Origin of the sequence: Pseudomonas sp. HMSC08G10, from assembly GCF_001808425.1 — a bacterium.
In the GTDB taxonomy this organism is placed as follows: Bacteria; Pseudomonadota; Gammaproteobacteria; order Pseudomonadales; family Pseudomonadaceae; genus Aquipseudomonas; species Aquipseudomonas guariconensis.
Genome location: NZ_KV793335.1, coordinates 293554 through 313520, shown reverse-complemented (window position 1 = coordinate 313520; position 19967 = coordinate 293554). Strand labels below are relative to the sequence as shown.

Below are 19967 nucleotides of genomic sequence, written 5' to 3'. Positions count from 1 at the left end.
CGGCGATTTCTAGCGGACTGCCACCATGGTTGATTCTTACGACGACGCCTTCGACGGCGAAAAAAGCAAAACCCAGATCAAGCGCGAGCTGCATGCGCTGGTCGAGCTTGGAGAGCGCCTCACCACGCTCAAGGCCGATACCCTGGCTCGCCTGCCCCTGACCGACGAGCTGCGCCGGGCACTGGCCGAAGCCCACAAGCACACTGCACATGGTGCTCGCAAACGCCATATGTCGTTCGTCGGCAAGCTGATGCGCGATCAGGACATCGATGCCATCCATGCCCTGCTCGAACAGATCGACAGCTCGAGCCGCCAGTACAACGAACGTTTCCATAACCTGGAGCGTTGGCGCGATCGTCTGGTCGATGGCAATGACGAAGACCTCGAGCGCTTCGTCAACGAGTATCCCGACACCGACCGCCAGCACCTGCGCTCGCTGATCCGTCATGCCCAGCACGAGAAGGCCCGGAACAAACCGCCGGCCGCCGCGCGCAAGGTCTTCAAATACATACGCGACCTCGACGAGACCCAACGGGGCCTGCGCTGAGGTCCTCGTCCCGGGGCTGACATGCAACCCCGGTGAAATCCCAAAGGACCGCATTGCGGTCCTTTACCCTAGTCACGCGCCTGTACCACCCACGGTGATGGCGTCCAGTTTCAGGGTCGGTTGGCCAACGCCTACCGGCACCGATTGCCCATCCTTGCCGCACGTCCCGACGCCGCTGTCCAAAGCCAGGTCGTTGCCGACCATCGAAACCCGGCTCATCGCCTCCGGACCATTGCCGATCAGGGTCGCCCCCTTGACCGGCGCTGTGATCTTGCCATCCTCGATGAGGTAGGCCTCGCTGGTCGAGAACACGAACTTGCCGCTGGTGATATCAACCTGGCCACCACCGAGGTTGGCGCAGTAAATACCCTTTTTCACCGAGGCGATGATTTCCTGTGGGTCGCTGTCACCGGCGCGCATGTAGGTGTTGGTCATGCGCGGCATCGGCAGGTGGGCATAGGATTCGCGCCGTCCGTTGCCGGTGACCGCCATGCCCATCAGGCGTGCATTGAGCTTGTCTTGCATGTAGCCCTTGAGAATGCCGTTCTCGATCAACGTGGTGCACTCGGTCGGGGTCCCCTCGTCGTCCACGCTCAGCGAACCACGGCGCCCCTCGAGCGTGCCGTCGTCGACGATGGTGCACAGCGTCGAGGCCACCTGCTCGCCAATACGCCCGCTGTAGGCCGAACTGCCCTTGCGGTTGAAGTCCCCTTCCAGGCCATGGCCCACCGCTTCATGCAGCAGTACGCCGGACCAGCCCGGGCCGAGGACCACCGGCAAGGTACCTGCCGGGGCCGGCTTGGCTTCGAGGTTGACCAGCGCCTGGCGAAGCGCCTCCCGGGCATATCCCATGACCCGCTCCTCGGTGAAATAGCGGTAGTCGGTACGCCCGCCTCCGCCCTGGCCACCGCGCTCGCGACGACCGTTCTGTTCGACGATTACACTGACGTTGAAGCGCACCAACGGGCGAACATCAGCTGCCAAGCTGCCATCGACCGCGGCCACCAGGATCCGCTCCCAGACCCCGGCCATGCTCACGGTGACCTGCTGGATACGCGGATCCAGAGCGCGAGTGGCCGCATCCACACGCTTGAGCAGCTCGACTTTTTCGGCGCGACTGAGCACGTCCAGTGGGTTGTCCTGGGCGTAAAGCGCCACCACATCCTGGCTGCGGAAGGCCTGTACGCGGCCTTCCTGCCCAGCGCGTGAAATAGATCTCGCGGCACGGGCCGCCGAGGTCAGGGCCTCGAGGTTAATGGCATTACTGTAGGCGAAGCCGGTCTTCTCACCGGACTGAGCACGCACGCCCACGCCTTGGTCAAGGTTGAAATTGCCTTCCTTGACGATGCCGTCCTCCAGCGCCCAGGTCTCTGAAATCTGCCCCTGGAAGTACAGGTCGGCTGCATCGATACCGGGCCCCGCCAACTCGCCAAGCACAGCCTGCAGGCTGTCCAGGGTCAGTCCGCCCGGGGCCAGCAGCTGTTCGCTGACGGTGGATAACATCTGGCTCATAGTCACTCCGAGGTGTGCGCAGGCCGCAAGGCGTCCTGCGAGAAAAAGCGCCGGTGCAAGGCAACCGGCATTCGCGTCCGGATGGACGCCTGTTCTGCGCTGTCGCGCTCGGCCAGCAATACGCCTTCGCCGCGCGCCTGTTCGGCGATGATCCGTCCCCAAGGGTCGATGATCGCCGCATGACCATGGGTTTCCCGTGGTCCCGGATGAGTGCCGCCCTGGGCTGCCGCCAATAGGTAGCACTGGGTTTCGATCGCCCTCGCACGAATCAGCACTTCCCAATGGGCCGCGCCGGTCACAGCGGTGAAGGCCGCCGGAGCGCTGATCAGTTCCGCACCGGCCTCGCGCAAGGCGCTGTACAGCTCGGGAAAGCGCAGGTCGTAGCACACCGTGAGACCCAGACGACCGACCGGCGTATCGGCGACCACCACCTGGCTGCCGTGGGCATAGTCATCGGACTCACGATAGCGCCCGCGGCTGTCAGCCACATCCACATCGAACAAGTGCAGCTTGTCGTAACGCGCCGCGACCTCACCGTGCTCGTCGATCAGCAAAGAGCAGGCATGGGCCTTTGCATCTGGCTGGTCGGCAGGCGGCAATGGCAGGGTGCCGGCCACAATCCATAACCTGAGGTCGCGGGCCGTGCGTTTCAACCAGGGCAAGATCGGGCCCTGACCAAGGGCTTCGGCGTGGCCGATCGCCGCCGCATCGCGCCGCCCCATGGCGGCGAAGTTCTCCGGCAGCACCGCCAGCCGGGCGCCGCCTTCGGCAGCCTGCTCCAACAGAGCCCTGGCGCGCTGCAGGTTGGCCAGCACATCGTCCTGGCTGACCATCTGGATGACCGCTGACTTCATTAGCGTTTCTCGAAAGGTTTCACAAAGGTCATTCTAGGCTCTTTCCAGGGCCCCTCGATGCGGTAGTTCACGCTGGCAAAGCGCGACACACGATCACCGATCAGCCGGTCCACCAGGAATAGGGCGCCACCGACGGCCGGTGCGCCGACGATCAAGGCGGCTAGCGGCAGGTTGTTGGTGACCGGCAAGGTCACCTGCAGGTTTGCATCGACGCGATCGCTCACCAGGTCCAACGTGCCATCGAGTTCGAAGTTGCTCGAGGGGCCTTTGATTGTGATCGGCTCGCGGGTCACATAGACCCCCTGGCTTGCCACCAGCAAGCCCTTGACCCGGTCGTAGGCCAGGCCTTTGTCGAACAGATCGGAGAAGTCCAGGCGTAGACGCCGACCAATGGAGTTGAAGTTGAGCAGGCCGAATACCCGCAGTGCCTGGGCGCTGCCTTCGACTTCGACGAACTGACCGGAGCGCAGGGCGGCATCAAGGCTTCCGGAGAAACGCTTGAGCGCCACCCACGCCGGCGAGCCAGGCCAGCGACCATCCACGTCGAGGCGGAAATCCCGGCTAGTGGCGGTGGGTGCGAAGCCCCACGCCTTGAGTACGTCGGCCAGGTTCTTACCCTCCAGGCGGCCTTTGTACCAGCTGCCGGTACTCCCAGGCTCGCCTTCCCAGCCACCGCTTCCATCGATACGCAGGCCTTTAAGGTCCAGGTCGACGTCATCGAAAATCATGCCGCGCGGTGTAGGGCGCAGTTTGACCGCCAGGCTACCGAACAGATCATCTCCGCGGTACAGCTTGTCGATCGTCACATCCAGGGCCGGCACCTTGCGCGGGTCGAAATCCGCGAGTGGGTCCGGCGCATCCTCAGGCTGCTTGCCCGCAGGATCCCCAGGCGGCAGGCGCAAGGTTTGCAATCTGACGACAATCGGCGCCGACTTGGCATCGGGAAGGCGCGCGTTGCCAATGACCTCCCGGCTGTCCAGACGCGCGTCCCAGGCACCACTGCCACGGGCCAGACGCACGACCGCCTGGTTCAGATCGAGGCCAAAGGCCTTGAGCTGGCCAATGCTCAAGTCCACGCCCTGCAGGTTCTGCCGGGCATTGCCGCCTGGGTCTTGACCTGCGAAGCGCTCCATTTGCGCTTGCCAGGGTGCAATATCCAGCGATTCGATCCGCCCCCGCACCCGCAGGCCCTGGCCAGACGGCAGCTGTGCGGTGCCACCGCCCAGCAGCAGCTCCCCGCGCCCCTGGGCCAGCGTGGCGGCTGATGCAGCATAGGCAAAGCGGGCAAGCTCACCGTAGCTGGCATCGATACGCCGTTCAGGCCCTTTGAGCGTCATGCTGAAACGGCTGTCGCGGGTGTCCTGAGTGGCCTTGCCGAATGGGGCAGGTAGATCGATTGCCAGGCCTTTGAGCGAGGAGTTGACGCTCAGCCGGTTATCGCGACTGCCCAGGTTGATTTGTAACTGGAAGGGGAGATCGCCTGATGCGGGCAGCGGCTGGGTGAATTTCAGCCAGTCGGTCAGTGCCTTGAGGGGCATCTGGCCACTGGCATCGATGCGGGTCTGGATCTGACCGGGCTTGCCCTCAGCGAAAATCTGCGCGGTGACCGGTTTGCCAAAGGCCTGCAAGGTGATGCTCTTGCCACTGAGGCCTTTGTCCAGATCAAAGCTGAATTCGCCTTTCAAACGGTTCAACTCCAGGCTCGGCGGGGCGACCTTCAGGCGCGCATCGGCGGTGGCGAAATCGACCTGGACCTTGGGGTGCTCGCCATGGGCCAGGGGAATATCGAGCTTGACCTTACCCTTGAGCGGCCCTTCGCCCTCCCAACCGGCAAACATTTCGCCAGTGCCGATCGGAGCCTCTTGGAGAATTTTCAGGCCATCGCTCAGACGACCATCGAAATCCCCATCAAGGTACAGATGGCTGTGCTCGCCAGCCGCCACATGAGGGATATCGACGCTGACATCACTGACCTGGGTGTCGAGCAGTTGGCCATGCCGGGCCTTGATGCGCACACCGCTGTCCTCGATCAGCACATCGCCATCGACCTGCTGCACCTGCGGCCAGCCGGGCTGGAAGTCCAGCGCCGCATCGTGCACCTTGAAGAACAGGCTGATGCTCCGCGCTTCGGGCGATGCGCCATGGTTCAGCGAGCCTTGATACTGGAAATAGCCTTCATCGACGTTGCCTTTGACGATGGCGCTGCGCAGCCACTCGTCCAGGGCAGGACTGAGCACCTCGGGCAGGTACTTGGCAGTGTAGCGCCCGTCACCTTCGGTCAGGCCGACGCGCAAGTCCATGTAGTCCTCGCGGCCTTCCTCGAACAACAAGCGGATGAGGAAGTCAGCGGCAATCTTGCCTTCTTCGCCCAGCACCTTGATGTAAGGGGCGATCAGGGTGAAGCCTTCCTGGTCCAGGCGCCAGGTGAGCCGTGCGTTGGCCTTCTGGTAGTGCCAGGGTTTGGCGAAGATGGGATACAGATGCAACATGAAGGCGTCGGTATCCAGGCGCAGTTCGCCTTTGCCCAGGTCGCCGCTGATGCTACCGCTCACGTTACCGGCTGCCGGGGCGCCGTGATAGGCATCGAAGCCGACCTTCTCGAGGTTGGCGGCGAACTGCAGGCGCTGGTCTCCCTCGGCCTTGGGGTGCACGTCCAGGCGCACATTGCGCAGCGCTCCGGTGACCTTTAGGGCGTCTACCACGGCCATGAGTTTTTCCGGCAACGGCGCCAGCCCTTGGACCAGCGGCGTCAGCGGCGTCAGGTCAAGCCGGTCGGCCTGGATCTGCCAGCTTTCCTGGTTCGCCTCCTCGCCGACCTGCTGCTTGAGCTGTACATGGGTTTCCCAGCGCTGCTTGCCGATACTGACGGCCAACGAATCGACCACGCCTTCGAAACCGTCCTCGCCGCGCTGGAGCCAGGCGGTCAATGCCAGGTTATCGAGGGTCACTGCCTTGCGCTCGCTGTAGGCACCGCGCAGCTGCGGCGCATTGAGCCGCACTACCGCCCGTTGCAACTGGCCCTGCCCCCAGTCGACCCAGAACTCTCCCCCCGCCCGCAAGGTACGAGCCTTCCATTGGCCCAACAGACGTGGGGGCAACCAGCGGGCCCAATCGCTTTGCGGCAGGCTCAGGTAGGCTTCGAACTCACCGTCGCGCCAGGCCTTGGCATTGGCGCGGCTATGCAGACTGACGGCCATGGGTTGGCCGTCCGGCAAGGTCGCGCGCAGATCCAGGGCCTGGCGGGACGCACCGGCCTGCAAACCCAGGCTCACATAGGTGAGGGTGAGAGGATCGCGTTGCCAGGGATGAAGGGTCACCTGGCTGTCGAAAACATCGACCCTGCCCAGTTGTCGCAAGCGTTGCAGCACCTGGGCGGGGTCCAATGGCGTATCGTCCTTGCGAGGCAGCCCTTCGAGCGCCCAGGCGCCCTGTTCGTCCTCACGCAGGATCAGTTGCAGACCGCCCAGCTGGATACGCGCCAGACGCAGTTCGCGCGCTTTGAGGCTAGCCCACAGGTCAGGAACGGCCTTGACTTCATCCAGGCGCAATGCCGAGGCGCCCTCGCCCACTTGCAGGTCACGCACCCGCAGCACCGGTGCCAGACCACTCCAGCGCCCCTCGAGGGCACCGACATGCACCGGCAGCCCCAGGGCTTGCTCAGCCTTGCTTTCTACTTCGGCGCGGTATTCGGCCACCAGGGGGACCAGTTCCCGACCGAGGCTGACATACAGCGCCACCAGCACCGCCAGCAGGGCGCAGAATCCCAGCCCCCAGCGGGTCAAGGCGCCTAGAACGTGGGTCAGACGTCCCATGGCCATGGCCCTCCAAGTCGTGCCTTAACTATGGCTCGGTACCGGGGCTTTGCCAGCATGCCCGACCACATAAAGGTTTCAGAACGAGTCAGAGCAGCACCACATCGTATTGTTCTTGCGAGTACATGGATTCGACCTGGAAGCGAATGGTCCGGCCGATGAAGGCCTCCAGCTCGGCAACGTTGCCAGACTCCTCATCCAGCAGGCGATCGACGACTTTCTGATTGGCCAGAACCCGGTAACCCTCGGCCTGGTATGCCCGGGCCTCACGGAGGATCTCCCGGAAAATTTCGTAACACACGGTCTCGGGGGTCTTCAGCTTGCCGCGCCCCTGGCACGCGATGCAGGGCTCGCACAGCACCTGCTCGAGGCTTTCACGGGTGCGCTTGCGGGTCATCTGAACCAAGCCCAGCTCAGTGATGCCGATGATATTGGTCTTTGCATGATCCCTCTCGAGCTGCTTCTCCAGGGTGCGTAGCACCTGGCGCTGATGCTCCTCGTCCTCCATGTCGATGAAGTCGATGATGATGATCCCGCCAATGTTGCGCAGGCGCAGTTGGCGGGCAATGGCAGTAGCCGCTTCGAGGTTGGTCTTGAAGATGGTCTCTTCGAGGTTGCGATGGCCGACGAAGGCACCGGTGTTGACATCGATCGTAGTCATCGCCTCGGCAGGATCGACCACCAGATAGCCACCGGACTTGAGCGGCACCTTGCGCTCCAGGGCGCGCTGGATCTCGTCCTCGACGCCATACAAGTCGAAGATCGGCCGCTCGCCCGGATAGTGTTCGAGACGGTCGGCGATCTCAGGCATCAGTTCGGCGACGAACTGCGTGGTTTTCTGGAAGGTTTCTCGAGAATCGATGCGGATCTTCTCAATCTTCGGATTGACCAGGTCGCGCAGGGTACGCAAGGCCAGCCCCAGATCCTCGTAGATGACCAACGGGGCGCCGCAGGTCTGGATCTGGCTGCCGATCTGCTCCCACAGGCGACGCAGGTAACGGATGTCCTGGAGGATTTCGTCGGTCCGGGCGCCCTCGGCGGCGGTACGCAGGATGAAGCCACCAGCGTCCTTGATGTCTTCTTTTTCCACGCAATCGCTGACCACTTGCTTGAGGCGCTCGCGCTCGGCCTCATCCTCGATTTTCAGGGAAATACCCACGTGGCTGCTGCGTGGCATGTACACCAGGTAGCGCGACGGGATCGACAACTGAGTGGTCAGGCGGGCGCCCTTGGTGCCGATCGGATCCTTCGTCACCTGGACCACCAGCGCCTGGCCTTCATGGACCAAGGCGGTGATGTTCTCCACCGCCGAACCTTCACGCTGGGAGATTTCCGAGGCGTGGATGAAGGCAGCGCGTTCCAAGCCTATGTCGACGAAAGCCGCCTGCATGCCCGGCAGGACGCGTACCACTTTGCCTTTGTAGATGTTGCCGACAATGCCCCGACGCTGTGTGCGCTCGACGTGGACCTCTTGCAGGACACCGTTTTCCACCACTGCCACACGTGATTCCATCGGGGTGATGTTGATCAGGATCTCTTCACTCATGGCAGGCTCTCGTCAAAGGTGTTCGGTAATGATGGATCGCGGTCGGGTAGCTGGCTAGCGCGGCGCTGGAACCTCGTGCTGTTGCCAGCAGGCAATCGCGAACTGCCCGAGCAGATCGGCGGTTTCGCTCAAAGGCAGGCCGACCACGGCCGAGTAGCTGCCGGTAAGACCGGTGACGAAGACCGCACCAAGGCCCTGGATGGCATAGCCACCGGCCTTGTCCTGCGGTTCGCCACTGGCCCAATAGCGCTCGGCCTCGCTTGCGCCGATCGCACGGAAACGCACGGTACTCGCCACGCAGGCGCTCAGGCACCGCTGACCATCGGTCAAGGCGACGGCGGTGAGTACCTGGTGCTCGCGATCGGAAAGTTCGGCCAGCATGGCCAGGGCATGTTCACGGTTTTCGGGCTTGCCGAGGATGCGGCCATCGAGCACCACGGCGGTGTCGGCCCCCAACACCACCCCAGCGCCTTGAACTTGGGCGAGGCCTGCAGCCGCCTTGGCCCGGGCCAGACGCTCGACATAATCGGCAGCGCCTTCGCCTGGTAGCGGAGTTTCATCGATGGGGGCAGCGACCAGGGTGAACGGAACGCCTATCTGAGCCAGCAGTTCACGACGGCGTGGCGAGCCTGAGGCCAGGTACAGCGGGGTCATGTCGACATCTCCCTGTCAGATTCGGCGTTGCCGTCAGTTGATGTGCAAGCGTCGGCGCAAATCGCGCAGGGCAAAGCTGATCCATGGCCAGAGCAAGGCACTGATGACCGCCGACCAGACCAATGCAAGCGTGGGCAGGCGGTTACCGGTCAAGGCGCTGAGCCACAGCTGGATCAACTGGGCGATGCCGAAGATCACCAGGATCACCAGGCTCTGCTGCCACATGGGATACATACGCAGGCGCTGTTGCAAGGACAGCACCAGGAACGTGATCAGCGTCAGGATCAGGGCGTTCTGCCCTAACAGGGTGCCGTACAGCACATCCTCTGCCAGACCGAGAATGAATGCAGTGGTCATGCCGACCTTGTTGGGCACCGCCAAGGTCCAGAAGGACACCAGCATGGCCAGCCACATGGGCCGGAACACTTCCATGAACTGGGGCATTGGCGAAACGCTGAGCAACAGGCCGATGATGAATGTCAGCCAGATCACCCAGCCGTTCTTGCTGCGGGAGCGAGCCATCATTGTCTCCGGGAGGGGGGCGGTGCTGCGGGAGCCACTGCCGGCGTGGCAGGGGCAGCAGCAGGTGCAGGGACCACAGGCGCGGCGGGGGCGGCCGAAGGGGCAGGTGTCGTGGCAGGCGTACCCTGCCCGCCTTCGCCGGTACCCTGGCCGTTGGTGCCCGTCGCGCCTTTGCGATCGGCCTCTTCCTGGGCGATCCCGGCATCGGTAGCACGCTGCTCGGCCGTACGCCGGTCGCTGAACACCAGCAACATGTAGCGGCTGCGGTTGAGCGCGGCGGTGGGAATCGCGCGCACGATCGCAAATGGCTGACCGGAATCGTGGATCACTTCGTTGACCGTGGCCACCGGGTAACCCGCGGGGAAGCGCTGGCCCATCCCGGAGCTGACCAGGAGGTCGCCCTCTTTGATGTCAGCCGTGTCAGCCACATGACGCAGCTCCAGACGCTCCGGGTTGCCGGTGCCGCTGGCGATGGCCCGCAGGCCGTTGCGGTTGACCTGGACCGGAATGCTGTGAGTGGTGTCGGTCAGCAACAGAACGCGCGAGGTGTAAGGCATCAACTCGACCACCTGCCCCATCAGGCCACGGGCATCGAGCACCGGCTGACCGAGGAACACGCCGTCACGCTCGCCCTTGTTGATGAGGATGCGGTGGGTGAAGGGGTTGGGGTCCACGCCGATGAGTTCGGCCACTTCGACCTTCTCATTGACCAGCGCCGAGGAGTTCAGCAATTCGCGCAACCGCACGTTCTGCTCGGTCAGGGCCGCCAGCTTCTGCAGCCGCCCTTGCAGCAACAGGGCTTCGGTCTTGAGTTTTTCGTTTTCCGCGATCAATTCGGTACGGCTGCCGAACTGGCTGGCCACACCCTGCCACAGGCGTTGCGGCAAGTCGGTGACCCAATAGGATTCCATCAGTACCAGCCCCATCTGGCTGCGCACTGGCTTGAGCACCGCGAAGCGCGAATCGACCACCATCAGCGCGACCGACAGCACCACCAGTACCAGGAGACGAACGCCCAGCGAGGGGCCCTTGGAGAAAAGCGGTTTAATGGGCCGTTCCTCGTGGACGACGATTCAGGAGGTCATTGGACATGAAGCAATGCACCGGCCTGCTTGCGGGTTAACGGAAACGACGCCCGGACGGACGCCAGCCCAGCGCATACAGGTAGCACTGTGCGTGCTACCTGTAAACCGGGCGAACACAATCCATGCATGCATGGACCGTATGGGATCACTCGCTGGAGAGCAGATCCATGGCGTGCTTGTCCATCATCTCCAGTGCACGACCGCCACCGCGGGCAACGCAGGTCAGAGGATCTTCGGCGACGATCACCGGCAGGCCGGTTTCCTGGGCCAGCAGCTTGTCGAGGTCACGCAGCAGCGCACCACCACCGGTCAACACCAGGCCACGTTCGGCGATGTCCGAGGCCAGTTCTGGCGGAGACTGCTCCAGGGCGCTCTTGACCGCCTGGACGATGGTTGCCAGGGACTCCTGCAGGGCTTCGAGCACCTCATTGGAGTTGAGGGTGAAGGCCCGCGGCACGCCTTCAGCCAGGTTACGGCCACGAACGTCGACTTCGCGAATTTCGCCGCCCGGGTAGGCGGTGCCGATTTCCTGTTTGATGCGCTCGGCGGTGGATTCGCCGATCAGGCTGCCATAGTTGCGGCGTACGTAAGTCACGATGGCTTCGTCGAAGCGATCACCACCTACCCGCACGGATTCGGCGTAGACCACGCCGTTCAGGGAAATCAGCGCGATCTCCGTGGTGCCACCGCCGATGTCCACGACCATCGAGCCGCGGGCTTCCTCTACCGGCAGGCCGGCACCAATGGCTGCGGCCATCGGTTCTTCGATCAGGAACACCTCACGGGCACCAGCTCCCAGGGCGGACTCGCGAATGGCGCGTCGCTCTACCTGGGTCGATTTGCACGGCACACAGATCAGCACACGCGGGCTGGGCTGCAGGAAGCTGTTCTCGTGAACCTTGTTGATGAAGTACTGCAGCATTTTTTCACAAACGCTGAAATCGGCGATCACGCCGTCCTTCATCGGACGAATGGCAGCGATGTTGCCAGGCGTACGGCCCAGCATGCGCTTGGCCTCGGTACCGACCGCGACGACGCTTTTCTGGTTGCCGTGGGTACGAATGGCAACGACCGAGGGTTCATTCAGGACGATACCGCGCTCACGCACGTAGATAAGGGTGTTGGCAGTACCCAGGTCGATGGACAGATCGCTGGAAAACATGCCACGCAGTTTCTTGAACATGGGAAAGTGACCCTAGGCAAAGCGTGGGTAAAAAAGTGCGGCAAACTCTAACAATGGCGGGGATTTTGGGCAAGGAGCCAATATGTTAAATTGGCAGTTTTTCCGAGCACGCCAGCAGATGATCGCGGCCGTATGACCATCGATAGGCTGGCATGTTCCTCACCACGGACCCTATCCGTTCCGTTTTTCCTGGAGATCCCCATGGCGCTTCAACGCTGCGACGTGGAAAAGATCGCCCATCTGGCCCGCCTGGGCCTGAATGAAGGCGAACTGCCACGCATTACTGATGCCTTGAACAGTATTCTCGGGCTGGTCGACCAGATGCAAGCCGTCGACACCAACGGCATCGAACCCCTGGCCCACCCTCTGGAGGCCAGCCAGCGTCTGCGCCCCGACCAGGTTACCGAAAGCAATCAGCGTGACCGCTACCAGGCCATCGCCCCGGCGACCGAAAACGGCCTGTACCTGGTTCCGAAAGTCATCGAGTAAGGGAAACAGCCTGCCATGCATCAATTGACCCTGGCCGAGATCACCCGTGGACTCGCCGACAAGTCGTTTTCCTCCGAAGAGCTGACCGGCGCCCTGCTGGCGCGCATCAAGCAGCTCGACCCTCAGATCAACAGTTTCATCAGCATCACCGAAGAGCAGGCCCTGCAACAGGCCCGCGCCGCCGACGCTCGTCGCGCTGCCGGCGAGAACAGCCCCCTGCTCGGCGCACCGATCGCCCACAAGGACCTGTTCTGCACCAACGGCATCCGCACCAGCTGCGGCTCGAAGATGCTCGACAACTTCAAGGCGCCCTATGATGCCACCGTGGTCGCCAAGCTGGCCGAAGCCGGCATGGTCACCCTGGGCAAGACCAACATGGACGAGTTCGCCATGGGCTCGGCCAACGAATCCAGCCACTATGGCCCGGTGAAGAACCCCTGGAACCTCGAGCACGTCCCCGGTGGTTCTTCGGGTGGTTCCGCCGCCGCAGTGGCCGCGCGCCTGCTCCCGGCCGCCACCGGCACCGACACCGGCGGCTCGATCCGCCAGCCGGCTGCACTGACCAACCTCACCGGTCTGAAGCCGACCTACGGTCGCGTCTCGCGCTGGGGCATGATCGCCTACGCCTCAAGCCTCGACCAGGGCGGCCCGATGGCTCGCACCGCCGAGGACTGCGCCCTGCTGCTGCAGGGCATGGCCGGCTTCGACGCCAAGGACTCCACCAGCATCGACGAGCCGGTGCCGGACTACAGCGCCAGCCTGAATGCACCGCTCGAAGGCCTGCGCATCGGCCTGCCGAAGGAATACTTCGGTGCCGGCCTCGACCCACGCATCGCCGACCTGATCCAGGCCAGCGTCAAGGAGCTCGAAAAGCTCGGCGCGGTGATCAAGGAAATCAGCCTGCCGAACATGCAGCACGCGATCCCAGCGTACTACGTGATCGCGCCCGCCGAGGCCTCCTCCAACCTGTCGCGTTTCGACGGCGTGCGCTTCGGCTACCGCTGCGAAGAGCCCAAGGACCTCACCGACCTGTACAAGCGCTCCCGCGGCGAAGGCTTCGGCATCGAAGTGCAACGGCGCATCATGGTCGGCACCTACGCCCTGTCGGCTGGCTATTACGACGCCTACTACGTCAAGGCGCAGCAGATCCGCCGACTGATCAAGAACGACTTCATGGCCGCCTTCGAGCAGGTCGACGTAATCCTCGGCCCAACCACGCCGAACCCGGCCTGGAAGCTCGGCGCCAAGAGCAGCGACCCGGTCGCCGCCTACCTGGAAGACGTCTACACCATTACCGCCAACCTGGCCGGCCTGCCGGGCCTGTCGATGCCAGCCGGCTTCGTCGAAGGCTTGCCGGTCGGCGTGCAGCTGCTGGCGCCGTACTTCCAGGAAGGCCGCCTGCTCAACGTCGCGCACCGTTACCAGCAAGTCACCGACTGGCACACCCGCGCCCCTAACGGCTTCTGAGGAATTCACACATGCAATGGGAAGTTGTGATCGGGCTGGAGATTCATACCCAGCTCGCCACCCAGTCGAAGATCTTCTCCGGCAGCGCCACCACCTTCGGCTCCGAGCCGAACACCCAGGCCAGCCTGGTCGACCTCGGCATGCCCGGCGTTCTGCCGGTGCTGAACCAGGAAGCCGTGCGCATGGCCTGCATGTTCGGCCTGGCGATCGACGCCGAAATCGGCAAGCGCAACGTGTTCGCGCGCAAGAACTACTTCTACCCGGACCTGCCCAAGGGCTACCAGATCAGCCAGATGGACCTGCCGATCGTCGGCAAGGGCCATCTGGACATCGCCCTGGAAGACGGCACCATCAAGCGCATCGGCATCACCCGCGCGCACTTGGAGGAAGACGCCGGCAAGAGCCTACATGAAGACTTCAGCGGCTCCACCGGCATCGACCTGAACCGCGCCGGTACGCCATTGCTGGAAATCGTCTCCGAACCGGACATGCGCAGCGCCAAGGAAGCCGTGGCCTACGTCAAGGCAATCCACGCCCTGGTCCGCTACCTGGGTATCTGCGACGGCAACATGGCCGAAGGCTCGCTGCGCTGCGACTGCAACGTTTCGGTCCGCCCGAAAGGCCAGACCGAGTTCGGCACCCGCTGCGAGATCAAGAACGTCAACTCGTTCCGCTTCATCGAGCGCGCGATCAACAGCGAGATCCAACGCCAGATCGACCTCATCGAGGACGGCGGCAAGGTTGTCCAGGAAACCCGTCTGTACGACCCGAACAAAGACGAAACGCGCTCGATGCGCAGCAAGGAGGAGGCCAACGACTACCGTTACTTCCCCGACCCGGACCTGCTGCCAGTGGTCATCGAGGACGCCTTCCTCGAAGCTACCCGCGCCAGCCTGCCGGAACTGCCGCAGCAGAAAGTCGAGCGTTTCCAGAGCCAGTACGGCCTGTCGGCCTATGACGCCAACGTATTGGCAGCTAGCCGCGAACAGGCCGATTACTTCGAGGAAGTCGCCCGCATCGGTGGCGACGCCAAGCTCGCCGCCAACTGGGTGATGGTCGAGCTGGGCAGCCTGCTCAACAAGCTGGGGGTGGAGATCGACCAAGCCCCCGTCACTGCCGAACAACTCGGCGGCATGCTGCTGCGCATCCGTGACAACACCATCAGCGGCAAGATCGCCAAGACGGTGTTCGAGGCCATGGCCGCCGGTGAAGGCGACGCTGACAGCATCATCGAAAGCAAAGGCCTCAAGCAGGTGACCGACACCGGTGCGATCGACAAGATGCTCGACGAGATGCTCGCTGCCAACGCTGAACAGGTCGAACAGTACCGCGCCGCCGACGAGGCCAAGCGTGGCAAGATGTTCGGCTTCTTCGTCGGCCAGGCAATGAAAGCGTCCAAGGGCAAAGCTAACCCGGGGCAAGTGAACCAATTGCTCAAAGCCAAGCTCGAAGGGTGATTCTGTTCTGGGGCTGCTAGGCAGCCCAACGCAGGCATCGCCAGCTTCCACAGGAGGTATAGCCGCTATCCTGTGGACGTTGGCGAAGCAGGCGATGGGGTGCGTAACGCCCTGAAACCGCAGTCCTGGAGCTTTCGACTTGATCAAGCGTTCCCTCGGCAGCCTCGCCCTCTTCTCCCTGCTGGCCGGCTGCGCCAGCCACGATATCGATTCCCGCGGTTACGACCAGACCGGCACTGCCTCTTATTACGGCTCCCGTCACCACGGCAAACGCACCGCCAGCGGCGAACCCTTCAACCAGCATGGCCTGACCGCCGCCCACCGCAGCCTGCCTTTTGGCAGCCGCGTACTGGTGACCAACCTGAGCAACAAGCGCAGCGTCGTCGTGCGTATCAACGACCGCGGCCCGCACACGCGAGGCCGACTGATCGATCTGTCACGGGCTGCCGCAGAAAAAATCGGGATGATCCGTAGCGGAACGGCGCGAGTCCGAGTACAAGGGCTGAGCGACTGATCTGACAGGAGTCCCAACCATTTTCGACCTGGCCACCCTTCCCACCTTCAGCCTTCTGCAATTGGGCGTGGGCCTCGTGCTGCTCGTCATCGGCGCGGAGCTTTTGGTACGCGCCGCCTTGCGCCTGGCCACGCGTCTGCACGTACGCCCGCTGATCATCGGTCTGAGTCTGGTGGCTTTCGGCAGTACCGCGCCGCAACTGACCGTGAGCCTGCAAGCGGCCTACCAGGGGGCACCGGACGTCGCAGTGGGCAGCGTGGTCGGCAGCAATATCTTCAATGTGCTGGTGATTCTCGGCCTGGCTGCGCTGATCATCCCCCTGCGGGTTTCCCGGCAACTGGTGCGCCTGGACATCCCGCTGATGATCGCCGCCAGCGCGCTGGTCTATCTGCTGGCAATCAACGGACAGCTGGGGCGGCTCGAAGGCCTGCTGCTCTTGCTTGGTCTGCTGGGTTATCTGGCCATGCTCTGGCACCAGTCACGCCACTACGCCCGGACCTACCCGGCCCCCGAGGCTATTCATAGCAGCGCTCCACGCTTCTGGAGCGGCGCCGCGCTGCAAGTATTGTTCGGCCTGGGCTTGCTGAGCCTGGGAGGTCACCTGCTGCTGGAAGCGGCGGTCGAGGTCGCCACCGATCTGGGTCTTTCCGAGCGAATCATCGGCCTTACGGTCGTCGCGGTCTGCACATCGCTGCCCGAGCTCGCAGCAGCATTGATCGCCGCCTTGCGAGGTGAACGGGAGATCGCAGTAGGCACGGTGATCGGCAGCAACCTGTTCAACCTGCTGGCCGTGCTGGGTCTGACCGCCCTGGTCACCCCGACACCCTTGTCGATCTCACCCAATGCCTTGGACTTCGACTTACCGGTGATGTTGGGCGTCGCGGCGCTGAGCCTGCCGGTGTTCTATTCCGGCTACCGGGTCACCCGTGCTGAAGGCCTGGTGTTCCTTTGCCTGTATCTGGCCTATGGCCTGCATGTGGTGGCGTTCACCACCGGCATGCCGCTGGCTGGCCGCCTGGAGCGGCTCATGCTGTTCTACGTAATGCCCGTGCTCGGCCTGGTGCTGCTGTACACCACGGTACGCGCCTGGCGCCGTCAACACTAAGGAATTGGATATGGCCGACTCGAGAAAATCCGGCGAGCAGATACGCCGCCAGGTCATGGGCGATGCGTTCGTCGACCGGGCACTGAACAACGCCACCGACTTCACCCAGCCGTTGCAGGACTTCGTCAATGAACACGCCTGGGGCAGCGTCTGGGCCCGTGAAGGACTGCCACTCAAGACCCGCAGCCTGATCACCCTGGCCGCCTTGACCGCCCTGAAATGCCCTCAGGAGCTCAAAGGCCATGTCCGCGGTGCATTGAACAACGGCTGCACCGTGGAAGAGATTCGCGAAGCGCTGCTGCACTGCGCTGTGTATGCGGGGGTGCCAGCGGCAATCGATGCGTTCCGCGCAGCACAGGAAGTCATCGACAGCTACGAAGGCTGAAGCCGTCTTCAATGCCCCGCCGCTTCGCGGCTTTACCACACCCACAGGTATTGCGCTGCTTTCACTCAATGCGCAACACCTGTGGAAGCGGATTCATCCGCGACGAAGCCGCCGCCGTTCTTATCTGGCTTGGCGAGCCTTCTTCAACTTGAACGCCACCCACAAGACCGCGATCCACAGCGGGATCAGCATCACGGAAATGCGGATCGGTGGTGTCAGGTACATCACCACCAAGATCAACACGATGAATGCCAGGCACAGGTAGTTGGTCAGCGGATGTCCCAGACTGCGGTAGAACGGCATGATGCCCGCCGCCAGCTTGGCCTTGCGGAACTTCAGGTGGGTGATGCTGATGCTCGCCCAGTTGATAACCAGTGCCGATACTGCCAGCGCCATCAGCAAGCCGAAGGCCTCTCCTGGCATCAGATAGTTGATCAGCACGCACAGCCCGGTCGCCAGTGCAGAGACACCCAACGCGGTCAACGGCACACCCCGGCGGCTGACTTTCAGCAATTGACGCGGGGCATCGCCCTGGCTGGCCAGGCCGAACAGCATGCGGCTGTTGGCGTATACGCAGCTGTTGTACACCGACAGCGCAGCGGTCAGCACCACGATGTTGAGGATGGTCGCCACTAGGTCGCTGTCCAGTTCGTGGAAGATCATCACGAACGGGCTGCCGCCTTGCACGACTTTCTGCCAAGGGTAGAGCGACAACAGCACCGCCAGGGCGCCGATGTAGAAAATCAGGATGCGATAGACCACCTGGTTGGTGGCCTTCGGAATGCTTTCACGCGGGTTGTCCGCTTCAGCAGCGGTGATACCCACCAGCTCCAACCCGCCGAAGGAGAACATGATCACCGCCAGGGCCATGATCAGCCCGGTGATGCCATTGGGGAAGAACCCACCGTACTGCCACAGGTTGGCAACACTGGCGTCCGGCCCGCCATGGCCACTGCCCAGCAGCCAGGCACCAAAGCCGATCATGCTGACAATGGCCACCACCTTGACCAGGGCGAACCAGAACTCCAGTTCACCGTAGACCTTCACCTGGGTCAGGTTGATGGCATTGATCACCACGAAGAAGATCGCTGCGGTGGCCCAGGTGGGGAAATCCGGCCACCAGTACTGCACGTAGATACCGACGGCCGTGAGTTCGGCCATGCCGACCAGCACATACACCACCCAGTAGTTCCAGCCTGAGACAAAGCCTGCGAACTCGCTCCAGTACTGATGGGCGAAGTGGCTGAAGCTGCCAGCGACCGGCTCTTCGACCACCATCTCACCGAGTTGGCGCATGATCAGAAAAGCCATCAAGCCAGCGATGGCATAGCCCAGCAGCACGGACGGGCCGGCCAACTGGATGGTCTGGGCGATTCCCAGGAAAAGCCCGGTGCCGATGGCCCCGCCCAGCGCGATAAGCTGGATGTGGCGATTCTTCAGCCCGCGCTGCAACCGCTCGGGCGTGCTCTGGTCTTGCATGAAGTGTCCTCAATTCGGGAGGCAGTATTGTTGGTGTTGTTTGCAGTCAAGGATCTAGATCCATCCGCCCCACTGCAAGATGAAAATGCCAATATTGGTGGTGATCGCAGCAAGTAGCGTAGTAATCACGATGATCGAGGCTGCCAGCTCATGATTGCCATTGGCGGCCCGCGCCATCACGTAGCTGGCAGCGGCGGTCGGGCTGCCGATATAGAGGAACAGGATGCCCAGTTCCGCCCCTCGAAAACCCCATAACCAGGCGCCCAGCGTGCCAAGCAATGGCAGCCAGACAACCTTGACCAGGCTGGCATCGATGGCCAGCCTGCCGCTGTCACGCAGCGCCGCGAGGGACAAGGTGCCACCGATGCAGATCAGTGCCAGCGGCAGGGTCATTTGCGCGAGGTAGTCGCTGGAGGTGAGCAACCAGTTGGGCAATGGAATCTGGGCGTAAGCCATGGGAGCGGCGAGCAGCACGCTGATGATCAGCGGGTTGCTCAGGATGCTCTTGCAAATGCTCCAGGGGTCGGACTTCAGGTCCGGGCTGTAGACCGCCAGGACCACTGCCGACAGGGAGTTGTACAAAAGGATTACCAACCCCGCGAGCACTGCCCCCAGGGAAATGCCGTAGTCACCGTACAGACTGGCCGCCAGGGCCAGGCCGATCACACCGTTGTTGCCGCGAAAGGCGCCCTGGGTGTAGATGCCACGGTCGACAGGCGGACACCGCCAGATGGCCAGGCCCCAGGCCATGGCGAAGCCTACCAGGGTGGCGATGATGAAATAGACCAGTACCCCGGGTTTGACTGCGGTGGCGAGGTCGGCGTGATAGATACCCAGGAACAGCAAGGCTGGCATGCAGACATTGAAGACCAGGGTCGAGGCGACCTTGATGAAGCTGTCGTCGATCAGACGGATGCGTTTGAGGAGCACGCCCATGAACAGCATGGCGAACACCGGGGCCGTGATGTTCAGCGTCTGGATGAGGAGGGCGAGCATTGCGGGTCCTGGGGGGTTGCCGTTAGGGGGCTAATGATACGCGAGCCGTGGGAGTTGCGGGGAATTGGCGGTGATTTAGGAAGCTTCCTGCAAGTTGGGCTTGGGCTTGGGCTTTTTCTGTATGAATATCCGGTGTTTGTGGTGGCGCTACCGGCGCTTTTCGCCTTTACGGCGACCTACTTTTGCTCTTGGGCAAAAGTAGGCAAAAACCGCTGGCTCCCACATGCGGCCCCTGCGCTTCGCTCCGGGGTTCCCTCCGCTCCGGTGCCTTTCGGGGCTTCGCGGCCTCCGGTTTGCTGCGCAAACCTCCATCTCGCAACTTCGGCTGCGCCGAAGGGCGCTACGCGCCTGCCCCTACAG

At 62.9% G+C, this 19967-nt stretch carries 17 protein-coding genes; 7 read left to right on the top strand and 10 right to left on the bottom strand.

Annotation, left to right across the window (positions count from 1 at the left end; all coding sequences use genetic code 11):
• The first annotated feature begins 25 nt into the window (after window positions 1–25).
• A complete protein-coding gene (gene yjgA, locus HMPREF3173_RS23480) occupies window positions 26–547 on the top strand; it encodes a ribosome biogenesis factor YjgA (RefSeq protein ID WP_043213253.1) in 522 nt (173 codons plus the stop codon).
• A gap of 72 nt (window positions 548–619) precedes the next feature.
• On the opposite strand, the gene tldD is transcribed toward yjgA, so the two are convergent.
• The 8 genes from tldD to mreB form a co-directional block, all read right to left on the bottom strand.
• Window positions 620–2059, bottom strand: coding sequence for a metalloprotease TldD (gene tldD / locus HMPREF3173_RS23475; protein ID WP_070577106.1), 1440 nt, complete (start codon window positions 2057–2059; stop codon window positions 620–622).
• 2 nt (window positions 2060–2061) lie between these two features.
• A complete protein-coding gene (locus HMPREF3173_RS23470; protein ID WP_070577104.1) occupies window positions 2062–2913 on the bottom strand; it encodes a carbon-nitrogen hydrolase family protein in 852 nt (283 codons plus the stop codon).
• Window positions 2913–6731 carry a YhdP family protein gene (locus tag HMPREF3173_RS23465; RefSeq protein ID WP_070577102.1) on the bottom strand — a complete coding sequence of 1273 codons (3819 nt, stop codon included), beginning with the start codon at window positions 6729–6731 and terminating at the stop codon, window positions 2913–2915. Before HMPREF3173_RS23465 ends, HMPREF3173_RS23470 begins: the two co-directional genes overlap by 1 nt.
• 82 nt (window positions 6732–6813) lie before the next feature.
• The gene (gene rng, locus HMPREF3173_RS23460; protein ID WP_043213244.1) at window positions 6814–8271 is read right to left on the bottom strand and encodes a ribonuclease G; all 1458 of its coding nucleotides are present in this window, start codon (window positions 8269–8271) and stop codon (window positions 6814–6816) included.
• A 54-nt stretch (window positions 8272–8325) separates the two neighbouring features.
• Window positions 8326–8925, bottom strand: a complete 600-nt coding sequence (locus HMPREF3173_RS23455) for a Maf family protein (protein WP_070577100.1) — start codon at window positions 8923–8925, stop codon at window positions 8326–8328.
• A 33-nt stretch (window positions 8926–8958) separates the two neighbouring features.
• Complete coding sequence (gene mreD / locus HMPREF3173_RS23450) at window positions 8959–9447, bottom strand: rod shape-determining protein MreD (RefSeq protein WP_043213239.1); 489 nt, start codon at window positions 9445–9447, stop codon at window positions 8959–8961.
• On the bottom strand, window positions 9447–10466 hold the full coding sequence (gene mreC, locus HMPREF3173_RS23445) for a rod shape-determining protein MreC (protein ID WP_371906720.1): 1020 nt from the start codon (window positions 10464–10466) through the stop codon (window positions 9447–9449). Before mreC ends, mreD begins: the two co-directional genes overlap by 1 nt.
• Before the next feature lie 211 nt (window positions 10467–10677).
• On the bottom strand, window positions 10678–11715 hold the full coding sequence (gene mreB / locus HMPREF3173_RS23440) for a rod shape-determining protein MreB (protein ID WP_039575577.1): 1038 nt from the start codon (window positions 11713–11715) through the stop codon (window positions 10678–10680).
• Window positions 11716–11916: 201 nt separating this feature from the next.
• Between mreB and gatC the strand changes: the two genes are divergently transcribed.
• From gatC to HMPREF3173_RS23410, 6 genes are all read left to right on the top strand, one after another.
• A complete protein-coding gene (gene gatC / locus HMPREF3173_RS23435; RefSeq protein WP_043213235.1) occupies window positions 11917–12204 on the top strand; it encodes an Asp-tRNA(Asn)/Glu-tRNA(Gln) amidotransferase subunit GatC in 288 nt (95 codons plus the stop codon).
• Window positions 12205–12219: 15 nt separating this feature from the next.
• The gene (gatA, locus tag HMPREF3173_RS23430) at window positions 12220–13671 is read left to right on the top strand and encodes an Asp-tRNA(Asn)/Glu-tRNA(Gln) amidotransferase subunit GatA (protein ID WP_043213233.1); all 1452 of its coding nucleotides are present in this window, start codon (window positions 12220–12222) and stop codon (window positions 13669–13671) included.
• A gap of 11 nt (window positions 13672–13682) precedes the next feature.
• Entirely contained in the window at window positions 13683–15128 is a 1446-nt protein-coding gene (gene gatB, locus HMPREF3173_RS23425; protein ID WP_043213231.1) for an Asp-tRNA(Asn)/Glu-tRNA(Gln) amidotransferase subunit GatB, read from the top strand.
• A 139-nt stretch (window positions 15129–15267) separates the two neighbouring features.
• Window positions 15268–15642, top strand: coding sequence for a septal ring lytic transglycosylase RlpA family protein (locus HMPREF3173_RS23420; protein WP_177343709.1), 375 nt, complete (start codon window positions 15268–15270; stop codon window positions 15640–15642).
• 61 nt (window positions 15643–15703) lie between these two features.
• Window positions 15704–16747, top strand: coding sequence for a calcium/sodium antiporter (locus HMPREF3173_RS23415; RefSeq protein ID WP_070577098.1), 1044 nt, complete (start codon window positions 15704–15706; stop codon window positions 16745–16747).
• A 10-nt stretch (window positions 16748–16757) separates the two neighbouring features.
• Entirely contained in the window at window positions 16758–17132 is a 375-nt protein-coding gene (locus tag HMPREF3173_RS23410; RefSeq protein WP_070577095.1) for a carboxymuconolactone decarboxylase family protein, read from the top strand.
• A 120-nt stretch (window positions 17133–17252) separates the two neighbouring features.
• Here the strand turns inward: HMPREF3173_RS23410 and HMPREF3173_RS23405 are convergent, their stop codons facing one another.
• Together HMPREF3173_RS23405 and HMPREF3173_RS23400 are read right to left on the bottom strand one after the other, a co-directional pair.
• A complete protein-coding gene (locus tag HMPREF3173_RS23405) occupies window positions 17253–18611 on the bottom strand; it encodes an amino acid permease (RefSeq protein WP_043213224.1) in 1359 nt (452 codons plus the stop codon).
• A gap of 54 nt (window positions 18612–18665) precedes the next feature.
• The gene (locus HMPREF3173_RS23400; RefSeq protein WP_070577093.1) at window positions 18666–19607 is read right to left on the bottom strand and encodes an AEC family transporter; all 942 of its coding nucleotides are present in this window, start codon (window positions 19605–19607) and stop codon (window positions 18666–18668) included.
• Window positions 19608–19967 lie beyond the last annotated feature (360 nt).